General features: G+C 74.2%; 20 protein-coding genes. 12 read left to right on the plus strand and 8 right to left on the minus strand.

The window, feature by feature from the left end:
- Positions 1 to 26: 26 nt before the first annotated feature.
- Positions 27 to 800, minus strand: a complete 774-nt coding sequence (locus tag FB454_RS10615; protein ID WP_013284447.1) for an enoyl-CoA hydratase/isomerase family protein — start codon at positions 798 to 800, stop codon at positions 27 to 29.
- A gap of 131 nt (positions 801 to 931) precedes the next feature.
- Here FB454_RS10615 and FB454_RS10620 point away from each other — a divergent pair, with 131 nt between their 5' ends.
- Positions 932 to 1,540: a DUF6232 family protein gene (locus FB454_RS10620; protein WP_145753288.1), complete on the plus strand. Its 609-nt coding sequence runs from the start codon at positions 932 to 934 to the stop codon at positions 1,538 to 1,540.
- Here FB454_RS10620 and FB454_RS10625 read toward each other — a convergent pair.
- Positions 1,486 to 1,917: a nuclear transport factor 2 family protein gene (locus tag FB454_RS10625; RefSeq protein ID WP_071096462.1), complete on the minus strand. Its 432-nt coding sequence runs from the start codon at positions 1,915 to 1,917 to the stop codon at positions 1,486 to 1,488. The two genes, FB454_RS10620 and FB454_RS10625, sit on opposite strands and share 55 nt — an antisense overlap.
- Positions 1,918 to 1,975: 58 nt before the next feature.
- Here FB454_RS10625 and FB454_RS10630 point away from each other — a divergent pair, with 58 nt between their 5' ends.
- Entirely contained in the window at positions 1,976 to 2,458 is a 483-nt protein-coding gene (locus tag FB454_RS10630; RefSeq protein ID WP_013284444.1) for a DUF6232 family protein, read from the plus strand.
- A gap of 9 nt (positions 2,459 to 2,467) precedes the next feature.
- Here the strand turns inward: FB454_RS10630 and FB454_RS10635 are convergent, their stop codons facing one another.
- Complete coding sequence (locus FB454_RS10635; RefSeq protein WP_145822874.1) at positions 2,468 to 3,949, minus strand: alpha/beta fold hydrolase; 1,482 nt, start codon at positions 3,947 to 3,949, stop codon at positions 2,468 to 2,470.
- Between the two features lie 94 nt (positions 3,950 to 4,043).
- On the opposite strand from FB454_RS10635, the gene FB454_RS10640 reads away from it, so the two are divergent.
- Entirely contained in the window at positions 4,044 to 4,808 is a 765-nt protein-coding gene (locus tag FB454_RS10640) for a hypothetical protein (protein ID WP_013284442.1), read from the plus strand.
- Positions 4,809 to 4,853: 45 nt separating this feature from the next.
- On the opposite strand, the gene FB454_RS10645 is transcribed toward FB454_RS10640, so the two are convergent.
- Together FB454_RS10645 and FB454_RS10650 are read right to left on the minus strand one after the other, a co-directional pair.
- Positions 4,854 to 5,750: a ribokinase gene (locus tag FB454_RS10645; protein WP_145822875.1), complete on the minus strand. Its 897-nt coding sequence runs from the start codon at positions 5,748 to 5,750 to the stop codon at positions 4,854 to 4,856.
- 16 nt (positions 5,751 to 5,766) lie between these two features.
- Positions 5,767 to 6,606 carry an ABC transporter ATP-binding protein gene (locus tag FB454_RS10650; RefSeq protein ID WP_013474286.1) on the minus strand — a complete coding sequence of 280 codons (840 nt, stop codon included), beginning with the start codon at positions 6,604 to 6,606 and terminating at the stop codon, positions 5,767 to 5,769.
- A gap of 132 nt (positions 6,607 to 6,738) precedes the next feature.
- On the opposite strand from FB454_RS10650, the gene FB454_RS10655 reads away from it, so the two are divergent.
- Together FB454_RS10655 and FB454_RS10660 are read left to right on the plus strand one after the other, a co-directional pair.
- Positions 6,739 to 7,743: an ATP-binding cassette domain-containing protein gene (locus FB454_RS10655; protein WP_145753292.1), complete on the plus strand. Its 1,005-nt coding sequence runs from the start codon at positions 6,739 to 6,741 to the stop codon at positions 7,741 to 7,743.
- Entirely contained in the window at positions 7,740 to 8,750 is a 1,011-nt protein-coding gene (locus FB454_RS10660) for an ABC transporter permease subunit (protein WP_013474284.1), read from the plus strand. The genes FB454_RS10655 and FB454_RS10660 overlap by 4 nt, the downstream gene beginning before the upstream one ends.
- Before the next feature lie 85 nt (positions 8,751 to 8,835).
- Here the strand turns inward: FB454_RS10660 and FB454_RS10665 are convergent, their stop codons facing one another.
- Complete coding sequence (locus FB454_RS10665) at positions 8,836 to 10,041, minus strand: ROK family transcriptional regulator (protein ID WP_145822876.1); 1,206 nt, start codon at positions 10,039 to 10,041, stop codon at positions 8,836 to 8,838.
- A gap of 124 nt (positions 10,042 to 10,165) precedes the next feature.
- Between FB454_RS10665 and FB454_RS10670 the strand changes: the two genes are divergently transcribed.
- The 4 genes from FB454_RS10670 (at position 10,166) to FB454_RS10685 (ending at position 13,292) form a co-directional block, all read left to right on the plus strand.
- Entirely contained in the window at positions 10,166 to 11,620 is a 1,455-nt protein-coding gene (locus FB454_RS10670) for a glycoside hydrolase family 3 N-terminal domain-containing protein (RefSeq protein WP_145753294.1), read from the plus strand.
- 118 nt (positions 11,621 to 11,738) lie between these two features.
- On the plus strand, positions 11,739 to 12,173 hold the full coding sequence (locus FB454_RS10675) for a hypothetical protein (protein ID WP_013284435.1): 435 nt from the start codon (positions 11,739 to 11,741) through the stop codon (positions 12,171 to 12,173).
- Entirely contained in the window at positions 12,170 to 12,652 is a 483-nt protein-coding gene (locus FB454_RS10680; RefSeq protein WP_145753296.1) for a thiol-disulfide oxidoreductase DCC family protein, read from the plus strand. Before FB454_RS10675 ends, FB454_RS10680 begins: the two co-directional genes overlap by 4 nt.
- On the plus strand, positions 12,591 to 13,292 hold the full coding sequence (locus tag FB454_RS10685; protein WP_013284433.1) for a TetR family transcriptional regulator: 702 nt from the start codon (positions 12,591 to 12,593) through the stop codon (positions 13,290 to 13,292). The genes FB454_RS10680 and FB454_RS10685 overlap by 62 nt, the downstream gene beginning before the upstream one ends.
- Positions 13,293 to 13,475: 183 nt before the next feature.
- Here the strand turns inward: FB454_RS10685 and FB454_RS10690 are convergent, their stop codons facing one another.
- Positions 13,476 to 14,141 carry a GNAT family N-acetyltransferase gene (locus FB454_RS10690; RefSeq protein WP_186461569.1) on the minus strand — a complete coding sequence of 222 codons (666 nt, stop codon included), beginning with the start codon at positions 14,139 to 14,141 and terminating at the stop codon, positions 13,476 to 13,478.
- A 230-nt stretch (positions 14,142 to 14,371) separates the two neighbouring features.
- On the opposite strand from FB454_RS10690, the gene FB454_RS10695 reads away from it, so the two are divergent.
- Both FB454_RS10695 and FB454_RS10700 read left to right on the plus strand, forming a co-directional pair.
- Complete coding sequence (locus FB454_RS10695) at positions 14,372 to 14,557, plus strand: DNA repair protein (protein ID WP_145753300.1); 186 nt, start codon at positions 14,372 to 14,374, stop codon at positions 14,555 to 14,557.
- Between the two features lie 108 nt (positions 14,558 to 14,665).
- Entirely contained in the window at positions 14,666 to 15,184 is a 519-nt protein-coding gene (locus FB454_RS10700) for a hypothetical protein (RefSeq protein WP_013284430.1), read from the plus strand.
- 48 nt (positions 15,185 to 15,232) lie between these two features.
- Here FB454_RS10700 and FB454_RS10705 read toward each other — a convergent pair whose 3' ends face one another.
- Positions 15,233 to 15,970: a Clp protease N-terminal domain-containing protein gene (locus tag FB454_RS10705; protein ID WP_013284429.1), complete on the minus strand. Its 738-nt coding sequence runs from the start codon at positions 15,968 to 15,970 to the stop codon at positions 15,233 to 15,235.
- Positions 15,971 to 16,034: 64 nt separating this feature from the next.
- Here FB454_RS10705 and FB454_RS10710 point away from each other — a divergent pair, with 64 nt between their 5' ends.
- Positions 16,035 to 17,747, plus strand: a complete 1,713-nt coding sequence (locus tag FB454_RS10710) for a Na+/H+ antiporter (protein WP_145753302.1) — start codon at positions 16,035 to 16,037, stop codon at positions 17,745 to 17,747.
- Positions 17,748 to 17,759 lie beyond the last annotated feature (12 nt).

A 17,759-nucleotide genomic window follows, 5' to 3' on the forward strand; every position in this document is an offset into this window, starting at 1 on the left:
TATCGCGGATGTGAACAGGTCTCGCGTCAGCGACCGGTGAAGCCCGGCTTGCGCTTCTCCACGAACGCGGCCATGCCCTCGCGCCGGTCGTCGGTGGCGAACAGCGCCGCGAAGAGCTGGCTCTCCCAGGCCAGGCCCGACGTGAGGTCCATGTCCAGACCGCCGTCGACAGCCGCCTTCGCCGCGCGCAGCGCCTGCACCGGCCCGGTCAGGAACGGCTTCACGTACGCCACAGCGGCGTCGTAGACCTCGGCGGCCGGGACCACCCGGTCGGCCAGGCCGATCCGCAGCGCCTCGGCGGCGTCGACCATCCGCCCGGTCATGATCAGGTCCTTGGCGCGAGCCGGGCCGACCAGGCGGGCCAGCCGCTGGGTGCCGCCGGCGCCCGGGATGATGCCCAGCTTGATCTCCGGCTGGCCGAGCTTGGCGTCCTCGGCGACGATCCGCCAGTCGCAGGCCAGCGCCAGCTCGCAGCCGCCGCCGAGCGCGTACCCGGTGATCGCGGCGACGACCGGCTTGGGGATGCGGGCGATCGCGCCGAGCGCGCTGGACAGGTCGGCAGCGCGCTCCGCCATGTCCACGTAGGACATGTCGGCCATCTCCTTGATGTCCGCACCGGCCGCGAAGACCTTCTCGCCGCCGTACACGATCACGGCGCGGACCTCGGCGTCGCCGGTGGCCGCCGACGCGGCGGCGCGCAACTCCTCCTGCACCTGGGTGTTGAGCGCGTTCATCGGCGGCCGCTCCAGCCGGATGGTGCCGATGCCGTCCTTCACTTCCAGCCTGACGAACTCGCCCACGCTGCCCTCACTTCCTCGTCGAAGTCGCGTGCCAACCTTACGACTCGCCTCGTTGGGGTAGACAGTGTGGTGTCGGCGACTCCCCAGGTCGCCGCCGGAGTCGCCGCAGCCCCGCCACCGGGAGTGAGGCCATGATCACCTACTACGACGACCGCTCCGTCCAGGTCACCTCCACAGCGGTACGGGTGGACGGGCGCAGCTACCCGCTGGCCGAACTGACCACCGTGTGGCACCGGCGGGGCGACCGCTCCTGGCGGGTGCTCGCCGGGCGCAGCGCGATCGGGGCCGCGCTCGCCGGGCCGCTGGTGGCCGCCGTGCTGGGCATCGCGCTGGCCGTGTGGCTGCAGCGCTCGGCGCCGGTCACCGTCGCCATCGTCGGCGTCTCGGTGCTGGTCGGGCTCGCCGTCGGCCCGCTCGCGGACTTCCTCTTCGAACACCTGGACCGCTCGTACGCCCGGGGCAGCCGGGAGATGGAGATGTGGGCCGAATGGCGGGGCCGCCCGGTGCGGCTGCTGCACACCCGCGACGCGATGCGCTTCGGGCAGGTCTACCGGGCGGTGCAGCGCGCCATGGAGAGCCTGCCGTCCGCACCGGGTCGCCCCGGGCCGGGCCGTACCGCACCCGGTCGTCCCGCGGCCGGTCGTCCCGCGACCGGTCGTCCCGCGACCGGTCCTGCCGCGACGGGTCAGAACGTGATCGGCTCGTCCGGCAGCAGGCCGAGCCCGCGCAACAGACCGTAGGTGTCCTGCTCGCCCCAGAACTGCACGATCCGGCCGCCGGCCAGGCGGTACATCTTGCAGGCGCTCTGCACGGTGGTCGCACCGGTCGCGTCCCGCCGGTACGTCTGCGCCAGCGACACCACCACCCGGTCCCCGGCCGCGAAGATCTCCCGAACCTCTTGGTCGATCACCGTCAGGCCGGGTGAGGAGACGGCGGCCTCGGGGTAGCGCCTGCCGCGCACCGCGGTGCCGGAGCCGTAGATCTCCACGTCCTCGTCGACCACCTCGGCCAGTTCGGCCAGGTCCTTCGTGACGAAGGTGCGCAGGTAGCGCCTGACCACCTCGACGTTGCGCGCCTGCTCGTCACCGCCGGTTCCGGCCCCGTTCCGGTCCGTCATGCCGTCATCCTACCGACGCTCGACCGTCCGCTGTCGACACACGCGGTTAGGCTGATTCATGGTCCTCTATTACCGGGACGACGCCGTACAGGTCACCTCGGAGGCGATCCACGCGGGCGGGCAGGTCGTCGCGCTCGCCGACGTCACGTACGTCTGGCACGCACGCGGCACCACCACGCTCGCCGTCCGGGGACGGGTGCTGGGCCGCGGGGTGCTGGTCCTGCTGCTGTCGCTGCCACCCCTCGTCGCTGTGGTCTGCGTGCTCTCGCTGGCCTGGTCCGCGCAGGACCGGGGCGAGTGGAAACTGGCCCTGATCATCCTGGCCGCGTTCGTGGTGGCGGGGCTGGCGCTCACCCCGTTCCTGGAGGTGCCGCTCGGGTGGCTGGACCGCTCCTACGAGCGCGGCAACCGGGTGCACGAGCTGTGGGTGCAGCACCACGGCCGGGAGACGATGCTGGTCCGCACGCCCGACGCGCTGCGGTTCGGGCAGATCTACCGGGCCGTGCAACGCGCCGTGGAACAGCAGACCGACAGCCGATAGCGGCGACGGTCAGGCCAGCGGCAGCGTGGTCGCGATCGGCCAGGCGAGCACCACCGCCCCGACCGACGACGCCAGCCACCACGGCGCGGCCCGGCGGCGCAACACCACGGCCCAGGCCGCCTGCCCGGCCACCAGCGCCGCGAACAGCGGCACCACCAGCAGCACGAACCCAGGTGCCAGGCCGAGCACCGCCGCGACGGCGAGCACCAGCACGGCGATCCCGCCGGTGGCCGCGTACCGGATGCCGTGGCCGTCCGCGAGCCGTTCGGCGCCGAGCAGGAAGACCAGGCAGCAGAACGTCACCAGGGGCAGCAGCCACCACCGGGCCCCGACCGGCACGGTCGAGGTGAGGCCGAGGTGCAGCGGCAGCGCGACGGCGAGCGCGGCGTACCCGAGGAGCCCGACAGCGACGGCAGCGGACCGGACGCCACCCTCGGTCACCGGTGGCCGGCGGGGTTGCGCGAGGCGTGCCACGGCGGCCAGCAGCACGCCGGTGAACAGCAGGAACACTGCCACGTACCCGCCCACGGCGAGCGGCAGCCGGGCGGTCGGCAGCAGCGCGGCGAGCGCGGCGCCCAGCCCGGCCGCCGCCACCGTCGCGGCGAGCCACCGGCCCGCACCCGTACGCGGACCGCCGGTGCCCGCCCCCGCCCGGCGCGGTAGCAGCGCCGCCAGCGGCACGAAGCCCAGCGCGAGCCCTGCCAGCAGCAGCCCGGCGCCGCCCGGCCGGGTCAGCGGGGCCGGCGGCGGCCCGCCGGTACGGTCCGGGAGCGCGTCGAGCACCGCGGCGTGGGTACGCGGCGCGAACAGCACCGACACGTGCTCGGTGCCCGGTGCCACCACCCGCGTGCGGGTGCCCGGTGGCGCGTCCCGCGTCGCCTCGTCGACCGCCTGGCGGAAGCCGGCGAACTCCAGCCCGCCCACCACGAGCGTCAGCCTCCCGGGCCAGCCGGCCGGCACGTCACCGCCGTCGGGCAGCGAGATCGCCACGGTCCGGTCGATCTCCGGATGCGCCACCGCGTACCGGGTGACCGCGCCGGCGCCCATCGAGTGCCCGACCAGGACGATCCGGTCCGGGTCGACGCCGGGACGCCCGCGCAGCCAGGCGACCGCCACGTCCAGGTCGTGCCGCAGCAGCGCCCGGCTGCGATCCTCGTCCCGGCCCGCACCGGGTAGCCGAGCGTGGCTGGCGCCGTGGCCGGCGAAGTCGAGCAGCACCGCGATCCCGCCCCGGCGGGCCACCGAGTCGGCGAGCGGCCGCATCAGCCGGGCCGACCCGGCGAAGCCGTGCGCGATCACCACCCCGGGCCGCAGGTCGCCGCTCACGCCGTCCGCCCGGACCTCGGTCAGCGGGACTCCCGCCACGGTCGCCCGCCGGGTGCTCAGACCGGCGTCGGCGCGGACCAGGAGCAGGGCGCCCAGGACGACGGCGAGCAGCGCGACCACGCCGCAGGCGAGCAGTCGCCGCGACGCCGGGCCGGGGGTGGGCATGCCGGCACCCTACGCCGCGTCGGCGGCCCGGCGTGACCTTCGCCGCCCGGCTGCCGTCGGGCGGCACTGGCAGCGACGCCGCACACTGGATGTCATGGCGATCCCTCTTCCCCGGCCCGGCGCCGTGCTCGGCCTCACCCGTACCGCCCTGGACCAGGCGCTCGGCTCGGCCGCCACGGTGGCCTCGGTACCCGCTCGCGCCTTCGCCGTCCTCGATCAGGTGGAGGCGCTGGTCCGGCGGATCGACGGGGTGGTGGACCGGATCGAGGGCACGCTCGACCGCACCGACCGGGTGCTCACCGACGCCGAGACGGCGGTCCGCGAGGTGGCGGTGATCAGCACCGCCGCCACCGCGGCGATCGACACGGCGACCGAGGTGGCCGCCGCGGCGACTGTGGTGGTCGGCGAGGCGCAGCGGGTCTCCGAGGCGGCGGCCACGGTGGTCGGCCAGGCCGACCGGGTGGCCCGGACGGCGGCCGGTGTGGTGACCGAGGCGGAGACGGTGACCGCGCGGGCGGCGGGCACGCTGGCGACCGCCGAGAAGGCGACGGGCGTCGCGACCGAGCTGCTGACCGCGTACGAGGCGACGCTGCGCCGGGCCGCGCCGATGGCAGCGCGTTTCGTGGAGCAGCTCAGCCCGGAGGAGGTGACCGCCGCGATCCGGCTGGTGGACGAGTTGCCGAAGCTCAAGGACCATCTCACCTCGGACGTGCTGCCGATCCTGGCCACGCTGGACCGGGTCGGCCCGGACCTGCACGACCTGCTGGACGTCACACGCGATCTCAAGCTCGCGGTCGCCGGCATCCCCGGGCTCGGCATGCTGCGCCGCCGCGGCGAGCGCCTCACCGACGAGGTGTAAGGAAGGGCCCCTTCTTAACGCCTCCGGTAGAGGAAGGGCCCCTTCTTAACCGCCGGGGAACAGCTCGTCGATCTCCGCGCGGTGCGGCAGCGCCACCGAGGCGCCGAGCTTGCGCACGCACGCCGCACCGGCGGCCGCCGCCCAGCGCACCGCGTCGGCCAGGTCCCGCCCCTCGCCCCAGGCCACCGCGAGCGCGGCGGTGAACGCGTCCCCGGCGGCGGTCGAGTCGACCACGTCCACCGGCACGGCCGGCACGTGCGTCGGCGGGCGGTCCCGGTCGACGTACCAGGCGCCGTCGCCGCCGAGGGTGAGCACCGCCCGGGGCACCAGGTCGAGCAGCGCCGCCGGCTCGTCCCGGCCGCGACCGGTCAGCGCCTGCGCCTCCGGCTCGTTCACCACGAGCAGGTCGGTGGCCGCCAGCAGCTCGGCCGGCACCGACCGGGCCGGCGCGGCGTTGAGCACCACCCGGGTGCCCGCGGACCGGGCCGCCAGCGCCGCCTCGGTCACCGTCTCGACCGGCACCTCCAGCTGCGCGACCAGCACGTCCGCATCGCGTACGGCGGAAAGCTCGCCGGCGGTCAGCGACGTGAACGCGGCGTTCGCCCCGGGGGTGACCAGGATGGCGTTCTCCCCCCGGCCGCCGACCATCACCAGCGCGACGCCGGACGGGCCGTAGACCACCCGCAGGTGGCCGGTGTCCACGCCGGCCGCCGTCATCCGGGCCCGCAGCGTCACGCCGAACGAGTCCGAGCCGATCGCGCCCAGGAAGACACAGGACGCGCCGGCGCGTACCGCGGCGACCGCCTGGTTGGCGCCCTTGCCGCCGGGCAGCATGACGAAGTCGTCGCCCAGCACGGTCTCGCCGGGCCGGGGCAGCGCGGCGCCGATGCCGACCAGGTCCATGTTGGCACTGCCGACGACGGCGATCCGGGTCTGCGGCACTGTGTCGTCCCGTCGCTCAGGCGGCGCGGGCGGCCCAGCGGTCGCCGGACCGCGTGACCACCAGCGGAAGGCCGAACGTCTTCGACAGGTTGTCGGCGGTGAGCACGTCGGCGAGCAGGCCCTGCGCCACCACGGCACCCTCGCGCAGCAGCAGCGCGTGGGTGAAGCCCGGCGGGATCTCCTCCACGTGGTGCGTGACCAGCACCATCGCGGGCGCGTCCGGGTCGTACGCCAGCTCGGCCAGCCGGGCCACCAGGTCCTCGCGCCCGCCCAGGTCGAGCCCGGCGGCGGGCTCGTCGAGCAGCAGCAGCTCCGGGTCGGTCATCAGGGCGCGGGCGATCTGGACCCGCTTGCGCTCGCCCTCGGACAGCGTGCCGTACGTGCGGTCGGTGAGGTGGCCGACGCCGAGCTGGCGCAGCAGCGCGGCGGCGCGGACCTCGTCGGTGCGGTCGTAGCTCTCCCGCCAGCGGCCGACCACCGACCAGGCGGCGGTCACCACCACGTCGACGACGCGCTCCTCGGCGGGGATCCGCTCGGCGAGCGTCGCTGTGGACAGGCCGATGCGGGTACGCAGCTCGTTGACGTCGGTACGGCCGATGCGCTCGCCGAGCACGTGCGCGACGCCGCTGGTCGGGTGCAGCCGGCCGGCGGCCAGGTTGAGCAGCGTGGTCTTGCCCGCGCCGTTCGGCCCGAGCACCACCCACCGTTCGTCCAGCTCGACCCGCCAGTCGACGTCGTGCACCAGCGCCGTGCCGGAACGCTTGACGCCGACCCCGTCGAGGCTGACCACCAGATCCGCGTCCACGGTCGAGGGGGCGAGGGCGCCCGGGGCGCCGGGGATCAGGTCACCAGTCACCGCTCCATCCAATCACGCACCCGGCCCGGCGCCCCCCACGGGCGGCGCCGCCGCCATAGGGTGGGGCGCCGTGTCGTTGGTCACCGCTTCCGGAAGGACACCCATGCCCGACCGCTGCCGGGAGGCGCGCGGATGAGCGCGGTCATCGAGATCGCCGGCCTCCGCAAGACGTTCCACACGCTGCGCCAGGGGCGCCGGGTCGCCGTCGACGGCTTCGACATGCTGGTCGAGGCGGGCCAGGTGCACGGCTTCCTGGGGCCGAACGGGTCCGGGAAGACCACCACGCTGCGCGCGCTGCTGGGGCTGGTCCGGCCGGACGCCGGGCGGATGCGCGTGCTGGGTGCCGAGTCCCCCGAGCACCTGCCGGACGTGGCCGGGCGGGTCGGCGCGATCGTGGAGAGCCCGCAGTTCTTCGCCAACTTCACCGCGCACCGGACGCTGCGGCTGCTGGCCCTGGCCGGGGGTGTGCCGACCGCCCGGGTGGACGAGGTGCTGGAGCAGGTCGGGCTGCGCGACCGGAGCGACGAGCGGGTCAAGGGCTACTCGCTGGGCATGAAGCAGCGGCTGGCGGTCGCGTCGGCCCTGCTGAAGAACCCGGAGCTGCTGATCCTGGACGAACCGGCGAACGGGCTGGACCCGGCCGGCATCCGGGAGATGCGTGATCTGACCCGGTCGCTGGCCGAGGCCGGGGTGACGGTGCTGCTGTCCAGCCACATCCTCGCCGAGATCCAGTTGATCTGCGACCACGTGACGATCGTGAGCCGGGGGCAGCGGGTCGCGTACGGGCCGGTGGAGGAGGTGCTGGCCGGCTTCGACCAGCACCAGTGGCGGGTCCGGGTGGCCGATCCGGAGCAGGCCGGGCAGGTGCTGGGCCGCGCCGGCCTGTCGGTGGCGGTAGCGCCGGACCACCTGGTGGTGACCGGTGTGCAGGATCCGGAGACGATCAGCCGGACGCTCGGCGAGCAGGGCATGTGGGTACGCGAGCTGGTCCCGCTGCGGCCGGACCTGGAGAGCGTCTTCCTGGAGCTGACCGGCGGCAACGAGCACGTGGCGGTGCCGCGGCAGGTCGACGGCGCGCCGCCGAGCGACGGAGTGATCGACCTCGACGTCCGGGAGAGCCGGGAGGTGGACGCGTGAACCTGGTCCGTGCCGAGCTGGAGCGGCTGGCCGCCCGGCGCTTCGTGCAGCTCATGGTGGTGCTGCTGGCTGCCGCCTTCGCGGTGACCGTGGTGACCACGCTCGCCGGTTCGCACCGGCCCGGCCCGGCGGAGCTGAGCCGGGCGCAGGCGCAGGCGGCGGAGAGCGTGCGCCAGATGGAGATGACGTACGACCGCTGCCTGCGGATCCGCGAGGGCACGATCCCGCCGGGCGAGAATGACTACCTGCCGCGCGACTGCGCCCAGATCGACCCGGCCCAGATCGAGGAGTTGCCGACCACGGCCGACTACCTCAGCGGTGTGTTCGTCTTCGCCAAGGAGGCCGAGCCGCTGCTCTACTTCCTGATCGCGTTCCTGACGCTGTTCGGGTTCCTGGTGGGCGCCTCCTACATCGGGGCGGACCTGAACTCGGGCGGGGTGGTCAACCTGCTGCTGTGGCGGCCCCGGCGGCCGACGGTGCTCGCCACGAAGCTCGGCACGCTGCTGGGCGGGCTGCTCGGCCTGTCGGTGCTGGCGTCGGCGGCGTACCTGGGGTCCTTCTGGTTGATCGGCCAGGCGTCCGGACTGGTCGGGCGGACCGGCGGCGACTTCTGGCCGTCGCTCGCAGCGATCTGGGTACGCGGGCTGATGCTGGTGCTGCTCGCCGCGGCGCTCGGGTTCGCCGTCGCCACGCTGGGCCGGCACACGTCGGCGGCGCTCGGCACCGTGGCCGCGTACGTGGTGGTGTGGGAGCTGGGGGCGCGGCTGGTGTTCCAGATCCTGGAGGTCGGCCGGCCGGACCGGTACATGCTGTCCAGCTATCTGGCGGCCTGGCTGTCCGGTGAGGTGCGGCTCTGGGACAACAACGCCTGCGGCCCCGGGATCTCCGGCTACTGCGACGGCTCCTACACGCTCACCTGGACGTCCGGCCTGGTGGTGCTGCTCGGGCTCACCGGCGCGCTGGTGGCCGCCGCGTTCACGGTGTTCCGCCGCCGCGACCTGATCTGACCGGAGCCACACCTCGGCAACTCCTTGCGAACCCTGACGCCATGATGAAGGATTCCTTCACATGGCGCCAGGGTGCACGACGCGGTCAGCCGACCGTCGAGCCGAACACCTCGTCGCGTACGGCGTCCAGCGCGGTACGCAGCGCGCCCCGCAGGATCGGCTCCTCGGTCAGCCCGGTGGTCACCACCCGGGGCCGGACCAGCGTGATCGCGGCGACCTCGTGCTGCACGCGCTCGGCCAGCGCCGCCCCGCCCGCCTGCCCGACCGCCCCGGCGAGCACCACGAGCGGCGGGTCCAGCACCACGCAGGTGCTCGCCACACCGAGCGCCAGCCGCCGGGCCAGCTCGTCCAGCATCGGACCACCGGCGGTGCCGGCGGCGATGGCCGCGCGTACCACCTCGGCAGCTCGGGCCGCCGCGACGCCCTGCTCCGCCGCCTCCGGGCTGGCGAAACCGTGCTCGGCGGCCACCGCGCGTACCGCGTCGGCGCCGACGAGCTGCTGGAACGCCGGCTTGGCCCGCTTGGACACGTCGCGCGGGATGGGTGCGCCGGGCACCGGCAGGTAGCCGATCTCGCCGGCCGCGCCGCTGCTGCCGTGGTGCAGCCGGCCGCCCAGCATGATGGCCAGGCCGACGCCCGCGTCCACCCAGACCAGCACGAAGTCGGCGGTGCCACGGGCCGCGCCGGACTGCGCCTCGGCCACCGCCGCGAGGTTCACGTCGTTCTCGAACACGACCGGGGTGTCCAGGTCCTCGCGCAGCGCGGCGAGCAGGCCGCTGTGCCAGCGCGGCAGGTTGAACGCGAACGTGATGTCGCCGGTCTGCGGGTCGACCAGGCCGGGGGTGCCGAGCACGACGCGCCGGACGGCGGACAGCTCCGCCCCGGCGCTGCTCGCCGCCTGGACCACGGCGCTGTGCACCACGCCGACCGGGTCGTCGGTGTCCTTCGTGGACTGCTCGACCCGGCCGGCCACCGTACCGGTGATGTCGGCGCAGGCCGCCACCACCCGCTCCGCGCCCACCTCGACGCCCACCACGTACGCGCTGCTCGGCCGGACGGCGTAGAGCTGCGCGTTCGGGCCCCGCCCGCCGGCCTGCTCGCCGACCCGGGCGACCAGGCCGCGCTCCTCCAGCCGCTCGACGAGCTGGGACGCGGTGACCTTGGACAGCCCGGTCAGCTCACCGATCCGGGCCCGGGTCAGCGGGCCGCGTTCGAGCAGCAGCTCCAGGGCCGCACGATCGTTGAGCGCCCGCAGGAGTCGGGGGGTGCCGGGCAGCCGGGTCGCACTCATGCCAACGTCCTCAATTTTCAGTAAAGTTTTCTAACCACAAAACGCCTGCCGAGGGGTGCCCGTTAGCGTATCGGCCACCCCCATCCGCAGAGGTCGGACGACCCGGCAGGGAAAGGGGATACTCGTGGGTCTGGATCCAGGACTGCGCCGGCTCGCGCTGGGCACGCTGCTGGCCGCGTACCCGGGACCGGTCCCGCCGGACTGGGCGGTCGACCTGCTCGCCGACGGGCTCGCCGGGCACACCCTGTTCGGTACCAACATCCACGACCCGGCCCAGGTGGCGGCGTCCACGGCAGCGCTGCGCGCCGGCCGCCCCGACGTGATCGTGGCGATCGACGAGGAGGGCGGCGACGTCACCCGGCTGGCGCACGCCACCGGCAGCCCGTACCCGGGCAACGCCGCGCTCGGCGCGGTGGACGACCCCGACCTCACCCGCCAGGTGTACGCGGCGATCGGCGGGGAGCTGGCAGCGCTCGGTATCACAGTCGACCTCGCCCCCACTGTCGACGTGAACACCGCCGACGAGAACCCGGTGATCGGCACCCGCTCGTTCGGGGCGGACCCGAAGCGGGTCGCTGTCCACTCGGCCGCCGCCGTCGCCGGTCTCCAGTCGACCGGCGTGGCGGCGTGCGCCAAGCACTTCCCCGGGCACGGCGCCACGGTCGCCGACTCGCACCACGAGCTGCCCACAGTCGACGTGCCGCCAGCGGTCCTGCGGGGCCGCGACCTGCCGCCGTTCGCCGCCGTGGTCGACGCGGGCGTCCGCGCGGTGATGACCGCGCACATCCGGGTGCCGGCGCTGACCGGCGACGGTCCGGCCACGTTCAGCCGCGCGGTCCTGCACGACCTGCTGCGCGTCGAGTACGGCTTCACCGGCGCGGTCATCACCGACGCGCTGGAGATGAAGGGCGCCGTGCTCGCCGCCGGCGGGGTCGGTGCGGGCGCGGTGCGGGCCCTGGCCGCCGGCGCGGACCTGCTGTGCATCGGCGCCCGGGTGGACGCCGAGCTGGTCGAGTCGGTCGCCGCCGAGATCGTCGCGGCGATCACCGACGGCCGGCTGGCTCGGGAGCGGGTCGAGGAGGCCGCCGGCCGGACCGCCGCGCTCGCCGCCGCCACCGGCCCCGCCGACGCCCCGCCGCCGGCCGTCGACGGCCTCGGCTACGCCGCCGCGCTGCGGGCGGTACGCGTCGAGGGCGATCTCACCGGCGACACCGCGCCCCTGGTGGTGCAGGTGCACGCCACCTCCACCATCGCCGAGGGGCGGGTGCCCTGGGGGCTCGGCCCGCACCTGGCTGCCGGGGTCGAGCAGGCCCGCGCGGTGGCGGGCGAGACCGACCCGGACCAGTTGCGGCGGCTCGCCGGGGACCGGCCGGTCGTGCTGGTCGGCCGGCACCTGCACCGGCTGCCCGGCGCGCGCGAGCTGGTCGAGGCGCTGGCCGCCACGCATCAGGTGACTGTGGTCGAGATGGGCTGGCCGGGCGCGTGGCGGCCGGCGGGCGCGCGCGCCTTCGTCGCGACCCACGGCGCCAGTCACGCCAACGGCCGTGCCGCCGCCGAGGTGCTCGGCCTGACCGCCTGACCCGGACCTCACCCGGCCCGCCGTCTCCGGACGGCGGGCCGCCTTCTTGAACGTGTTCAAATTCTGTCGTACGCTCAGGGCGCCCAGGATTTGAACACGTTCAAGAGAGGCGACGGGGATGGACGTGAAGGTCTGGATGTACCTGGCCTACCTGACGGTGAGCATCGGCCTCACCATCTGGGTGGCGCGGGCGCTGTCCCGCAACGGGCTGGTGTTCCTGCAGGACGTGTTCGCCGACAGCCGGCTGGCCGAGGCGGTCAACAGCCTGCTGGTGGTCGGCTTCTACCTGCTCAACCTCGGCTACGTCACGGTGGCGATGAAGGAGTCCGGTCCGGTCGGCGACGCCAGCCAGGCGCTGGAGCAGCTCTCGCTGAAGGTGGGGCTGGTCCTGCTGGTGCTCGGCGCGCTGCACTTCTTCAACGTCTTCGCGCTCGGCCGCTACCGCCGCGGCCGCCTGCGCCAGCAGGCCACCCACCCGCCGCTGCCGCCGGTCGGAATGCTCCCGCCGCAGGGCGGACCGGTACCGGCGGGTCCGAACCCGCCGGCCCGGTGACGTCCGCCCCGGGCGGGCGCCGGCAGGATCCCACCGGGCACGGGGCCGGTGGGATCCGCGGGTTCACCGTCCTGTTCGACGCGGACTGCCCGATGTGCCGGGCCGCCCGGCGGTGGCTCGCCTCGCGCGCCCAGCTCGTACCGCTGGAGTTCGTGCCGGCCGGGTCCGCCGAGGCCCGGCGGCGCTTCCCCGGCCTGGACCACGACGCCGCGCTGCGCGACCTGACCGTGGTGGCCGACACCGGCGCCGTCTACCGCGGCGACGGCGCCTGGTTCGCCTGCCTCTGGGCGCTCGCCGAACATCGCGCCACGGCCGAGCGGCTGGCCCGCCCGCACCTGCTGCCGCTGGCCCGGCGGGTGGTGGCGGCGGCCTCCGCGGTCCGCGAACGGATCCGGGAACCGGGATACGGTGACGACGATGACCGAGCAGAGTGCGCCGACGACCGCTGCGGGTGGACAGGGGTCGACGGCCCGGGGTGAGCAGACCCGTCAGCTGATCCTGGACACGGCGATGCGGCTGTTCCGCGAGCGCGGATACGCGCGGACGACGATGCGCGCGGTCGCCCAGGAGGCAGGCGTGGCGGTGGGCAACGCCTACTACTACTTCGGCTCCAAGGAGCACCTGGTCCAGGAGTTCTACGCGGGCACCCAGCGCGAGCACCGGGAGGCGGCCGCGCCGGTGCTCGCCCGGGAGCGGGACTTCGGCCCGCGACTGGCCGGGGTGCTGCACGCGGGCGTCGACGTACTGAGCCCGTACCACGCGTTCGCGGGCGCCTTCTTCAAGACGGCGGCCGAGCCGACCTCGCCGCTCAGCCCGTTCTCCGCCGAGTCGTCGGCGCCCCGGGACATGTCGATCGCGCTGTTCCGCGAGGCACTCACCGGGTCCACCGTCAAGCTCGACGACGAGCTGCGCGAGGCGCTGCCCGAGCTGCTCTGGCTCGGCTACATGGGGGTGGTGCTCTACTGGGTGCACGACCGCTCGGAGGGGCAGGTCAAGACCCGGCAGCTCATCGACGGCGTGGTGCCGCTCGTGGACCGGCTGGTGGGGCTGTCCCGGCTGCGCGTGCTGCGGCCGGTCACCCGTCAGGCGCTCGCCCTGATCCACACGCTGCGTCACTGACTTCGCCGCCGCGCCTGCCAGCGATTGCGCAGGTGAGAGTCCGTAACCGGACAGTGGCACACCCCTTGTTGACCACCGGCACTAACACATAGCGTTACCGATGTCGGGGCCTGGGGGAGAGCAGCGGACCGTGGATCCGGCCCGGGATCCACGGTCCGCGCCAGGCCGGGGATCCAGGCTGGCTCAGCGGGGGAAGACGCCGAAGGCGGTGAGGCCGCGATCCGGGAACCCGGCCGCCTCGGCCACCCGGCCGGACGCCGCGTTGCCCGGGTCGTGCAGGTAGGTGGGGATCGCCCCCTCGTCGAGCACCCGGCGGGCCGCCTGCGCGACCAGCCGCCGGGCCAGGCCGCGCCCGCGCGCCGTCGGCACCGTGCCCACCGCCAGCTCATGCCCGTACGCGTCGTGCCGCTTGATCCCCACGCCGGCCCGGTACGCGCCGTCGGCGCCCCGGACCACGAGCACCTCCCGGTCGAACAGCCGCAGCCACGGCGGCAACCCGGCCAGCGTGGGCGGCACCCACTCCCCCACCTCGGGCAGCGGCGCCGGGTCGGTGCACCACCGGAAGACCGAGGTGTGCGCGATGAACTCGGGCATGCCGACCGTGTCCGGCAGGGCGGGCAGCCACTCGCCGAGCGGCCGGTCCCGCACCAGCGTCCGGACCGCCTCGACCCGGTCGGCGGCCACCGAGAGGACGGTGCTGCCGCCCGCTGTCACCGCGACGGCCGGGCGCAGCCGCCCGTCCCAGGCCGGGCGGGCGCGGCGGTAGGACCGGACCACGTGCAGCCCGGGGCCCGCCGGCCACTGCCCCAACCAGGTCGCCAGATGAAGGAAGACCCGCCGGTCGAGCACGTGATCATGGTACGCCGGGACGCCGCGCCCGTGCCTGCGGAATTCGCCGATCGCGGCGCGGTTGAGACGCGCGGCACGCGGGTAGAGGGTCGGCACGCCAGCGGCGGGCGCCGATTCCTGGTTCCGCCACCGGCCGCAGGAACCCCGGCGCTTCGCGGAACCGAAGGCATCGCCCCCTGCGTCATATTCATTTCCATACATGGACAAGTTTCTCTGGGACGGTAGTGGTCATGCCTCACGAACCGAATGACCGATACCAGCAGGACGCGGAGCGCGGCTGGCGGGCCGCCGCAGACGCCGGACGGTTCCCGGCGCAGCCGGCGTACCGCGAGGCCCGCGACCGAGCGCTCTCCTGGGCCGAGCTGAACGCGCAGCCGGCCGGCACCGCCGCCTGGCGTGGCCTCACGCCCCTCTGAGAGGGCGGGCGGCGACACACCGGCCGGGCGGGCGTACCGGCCTTCGCACACCTGTGCGGTAGCGTCTTGTGGTCCGATTTCCGGCCTACGACAGGAGAAGCTCCGCGCATGGGCAAGAAGACGATCCACGTCTCCGACTTCACCGGTCAGGTGCTCAGCCCCGACGACGAGGTGGTCAAGGTCGTCGTCCTGGAGCACCCGGACCTGGTCGCCGGCCCCGTGCAGCTGGACGCCACCGCGGTCGAGGTGGAGAGCATCGACGACGCGGCGCTCGACGTCGCGGTGGTGGAGATCCACGACCGGCACGGCCACGGTGAGCCGCGCCGGGTGGTGCTGACCGCCAGCGAGTTCGACGCGATGGCGACCGACGTGCCGATGGCGCAACTGCTGCGTACCGCCGAGCGGGTCAAGCCGCCGAAGGCCCGCCGCGCCACCGAGAAGATCGACTACGGCACCATCGAGCACGCCGGGCGCCCGCACCGCGGCCGGGTCACCGAGGAGGAGGCCCGGCTGGTCCGGGAGCACCTCGACGAGGTGAACAAGCGGCTGGCCGACGCCGGCATCCGCCAGGTCGACCCCGCCGACCCGGAGCACGCCGCCCGGTACGGCTTCCCCACCGCCGGCTGACACCCGGACGCCGGGCACGCGCCCCCGTGACGCGTGCCCGGCGTGGTGTCAGGCCCCTTTCCGTGTGATCTCGGCGAGCGCCGCCTCGAACGCCGACTCCAGCGCGGACTTCTCCAGGCCGAGGCCGCGCAGCACGCCGTCGTCGCCCTCCTCCTCCAGCAGGGCGAGCAGGATGTGCTCCGTACCGATGTAGTTGTGCCCCATCCGCAGCGCCTCTCGGAAGGTCAGCTCCAGGACCTTCTTGGCCCGTGCGTCGTAGGGGATCAGGTCCGGGACCGGGTCGGCCTTCGCCGGCAGCGTCGCGGTGACGACCTCCCGCAGCCGTTCCAGGGGTACGCCCCGAGCCACGATCGCCGCGGCGGCCAGCCCTTCCGGCTCGGCGAGCAGTCCGAGCGCGACGTGGCCCGGGGTGATCTCGGCGTTGCCCGCAGCCCGCGCCTCCTCCTGCGAGGCCAGCACCACGTTGCGGGCGCGCGGGGTGAACCGGCCGAACCCGGAGTTCGGGTCGAGCGCGGCGGCGGTCTCCGCCTTGGCGGCGGAACGCTTCTGGGCGGCCTGCTTCGTCACGCCCATGCTGCGGCCGATCTCCGTCCACGAGGCGCCGGAGCGGCGCGCCTGGTCGACGAAGTGCCCGATCAGGTGGTCGGCCACGTCGCCCAGGTGGTCGGCGACGAGAACGGCGCCGGCCAGCTGATCGAGCGCGTCGGTGTGCGCCTTCTTGATGCCGTCGATGAGGTCGTCGAGTCGTACCGGCTGGGTCATCTTGAGCGGTTCGGTCTCCTCCATGCGTCAACCATAGGTTGACGATCTCGGACCGTCAACCCTCGGTTGACGGCACCGTCCGCGTCGCATGATGATCTCGACGCGGGTACTGTCGGTCGAGGTGAGCACCCATTCGACACTGCTGTTCGTGCTCGCCGCCGTCGCGGTCGTCATCGCCGTGCGGTGGGTGGCCTCCCGGACCGGCCTGCCGGCAGCCGCGCTGCTGCCACTCATCGGCATCGCGTACGCGCTGCTCCCCGGCCCCAACGTCAGCCTCGACCCCGACCTCGTGCTCATGGTCGTGCTGCCGCCGCTGCTCTACAGCGCCGCGCTGGACTCCTCCCTGCTGGACATCCGCCGCAACCTGCGGATCGTGGTCAGCCTCTCCGTGGTGCTGGTGCTCCTCACCGGACTGCTCGTGGGCATCGGGTTCCACCTGTTCGTGGCCGGCGCGACGCTGGCGGCAGGCATCGCTGTCGGTGCCGCGATCGCGCCGCCCGACCCGGTCGCCGCCCTGGCCGTGGGCCGCCGGGTCAACCTGCCGCCGAAGATGGTCACGATCATCCAGGGCGAAGGGCTGCTGAACGACGCCACCGCGCTGACCATGCTCAGCGTCGCTGTGGCCGCCGCCGTGGGCGGCACGTTCTCGTTCCCCGCCGCGATCGGGCAGTTCGTGCTGGCGGCGGCCGGCGGCATCGCGGTGGGCGTGGTCGTCGCACGGGCGAAACGGCTGGTCCGGCCGCTCACCGCGGACCCGCTGCTGTCGAACGCGATCTCGCTCGCGACGCCGTTCGTGGCGTACCTGCTCGGCGAGGCGCTGCACGTCTCCGGCGTGCTGGCAGTGGTGGTCGCCGGCCTGATCGTCGGCCACGAGACGCCACAGTTCGGCTCCGGGGCCGCCCGCCTCCAGACCAACGCCGTGTGGCGGCTCGTCGACTTCCTCCTCGAAGGCTTCGTCTTCCTGCTGATCGGCCAGCAGCTCCCCGCCGTCATGCGGGGCCTGCGCCAGTACGAGACGTCGACAATCGTCATCGCCGTCGCCGTGTCGGTCGGCGTGGTGCTGCTTCTCCGCCCGGCCTGGCTGATCCTGACCCAGTGGCTCCCCCGGTCGCTGCACACCCGGCTCGGTGGCGTCGCCGAACAGGACGACACCGACGACCCTGATGCCGCACGCCGGCTCGGCGGCGTCGACCGCAACGCCCGCGGGCTCACCTCCCGCGAGGTGGTGGCCCTGAGCTGGTCCGGTACGCGTGGCGTGATCAGCCTGGCCGCGATCTTCACACTGCCGCTGACCACCCGTAGCGGAGATCCCTTCCCCGATCGTGACCTGCTGCTGTTCTGCACCTTCGTGGTCGTCCTGGTGACGCTGGTCGGGCAGGGCCTGACGTTCGCGCCGCTCGCGCGCATGCTCGGCCTGCGCGCCAACGAGGCCGACCAGGCCCGGGTACGCAACGAGGCCCGCTCGGCCGCGGTGGAGGCCGCGCTGGCCCGCCTCGACCTCGTCGCCGCCGAGGAGCCGGACAGCAGGGTCGCCGTCAACACCACGCGGGCACAGTTGCAGACCCGGCTGGCCCGCTACCGAGGGCGGCTCGACCTGCTCCAGCAGAGCGGATCGTCGGAGCTGCCCACCTCACCGGAGTACGAGACGGCGCTGCGGGTCCGCAGGACCGTCCTCGAAGCGCAGCGCGAGGAGTTGCTGCGGTGGCGCGACTCCGGGCGGCTGCCGGACGAGGAACTACGCGTGCTGGAACGCGAACTCGACCACGAGGAGCTGCTGCTGCCGAAGCGGGCGCCGGGCTGACTCCGGACCCGG

It is taken from the genome of Micromonospora sp. CNZ297 (assembly GCF_007827625.1).

Bases quoted from the DNA above. Each gene is read 5' to 3' on its own strand.
- FB454_RS10620 (WP_145753288.1), top strand. From the start codon at position 932: ATGATCACCTACTACGACGACCGCTCCGTCCAGGTCACCTCCACAGCG.
- FB454_RS10625 (WP_071096462.1), bottom strand. From the start codon at position 1,917: ATGACGGACCGGAACGGGGCCGGAACCGGCGGTGACGAGCAGGCGCGC.
- FB454_RS10630 (WP_013284444.1), top strand. From the start codon at position 1,976: ATGGTCCTCTATTACCGGGACGACGCCGTACAGGTCACCTCGGAGGCG.
- FB454_RS10635 (WP_145822874.1), bottom strand. From the start codon at position 3,949: ATGCCCACCCCCGGCCCGGCGTCGCGGCGACTGCTCGCCTGCGGCGTG.
- FB454_RS10640 (WP_013284442.1), top strand. From the start codon at position 4,044: ATGGCGATCCCTCTTCCCCGGCCCGGCGCCGTGCTCGGCCTCACCCGT.
- FB454_RS10655 (WP_145753292.1), top strand. From the start codon at position 6,739: ATGAGCGCGGTCATCGAGATCGCCGGCCTCCGCAAGACGTTCCACACG.
- FB454_RS10665 (WP_145822876.1), bottom strand. From the start codon at position 10,041: ATGAGTGCGACCCGGCTGCCCGGCACCCCCCGACTCCTGCGGGCGCTC.
- FB454_RS10675 (WP_013284435.1), top strand. From the start codon at position 11,739: ATGGACGTGAAGGTCTGGATGTACCTGGCCTACCTGACGGTGAGCATC.
- FB454_RS10685 (WP_013284433.1), top strand. From the start codon at position 12,591: ATGACCGAGCAGAGTGCGCCGACGACCGCTGCGGGTGGACAGGGGTCG.
- FB454_RS10695 (WP_145753300.1), top strand. From the start codon at position 14,372: ATGCCTCACGAACCGAATGACCGATACCAGCAGGACGCGGAGCGCGGC.
- FB454_RS10700 (WP_013284430.1), top strand. From the start codon at position 14,666: ATGGGCAAGAAGACGATCCACGTCTCCGACTTCACCGGTCAGGTGCTC.
- FB454_RS10705 (WP_013284429.1), bottom strand. From the start codon at position 15,970: ATGGAGGAGACCGAACCGCTCAAGATGACCCAGCCGGTACGACTCGAC.
- FB454_RS10710 (WP_145753302.1), top strand. From the start codon at position 16,035: ATGATGATCTCGACGCGGGTACTGTCGGTCGAGGTGAGCACCCATTCG.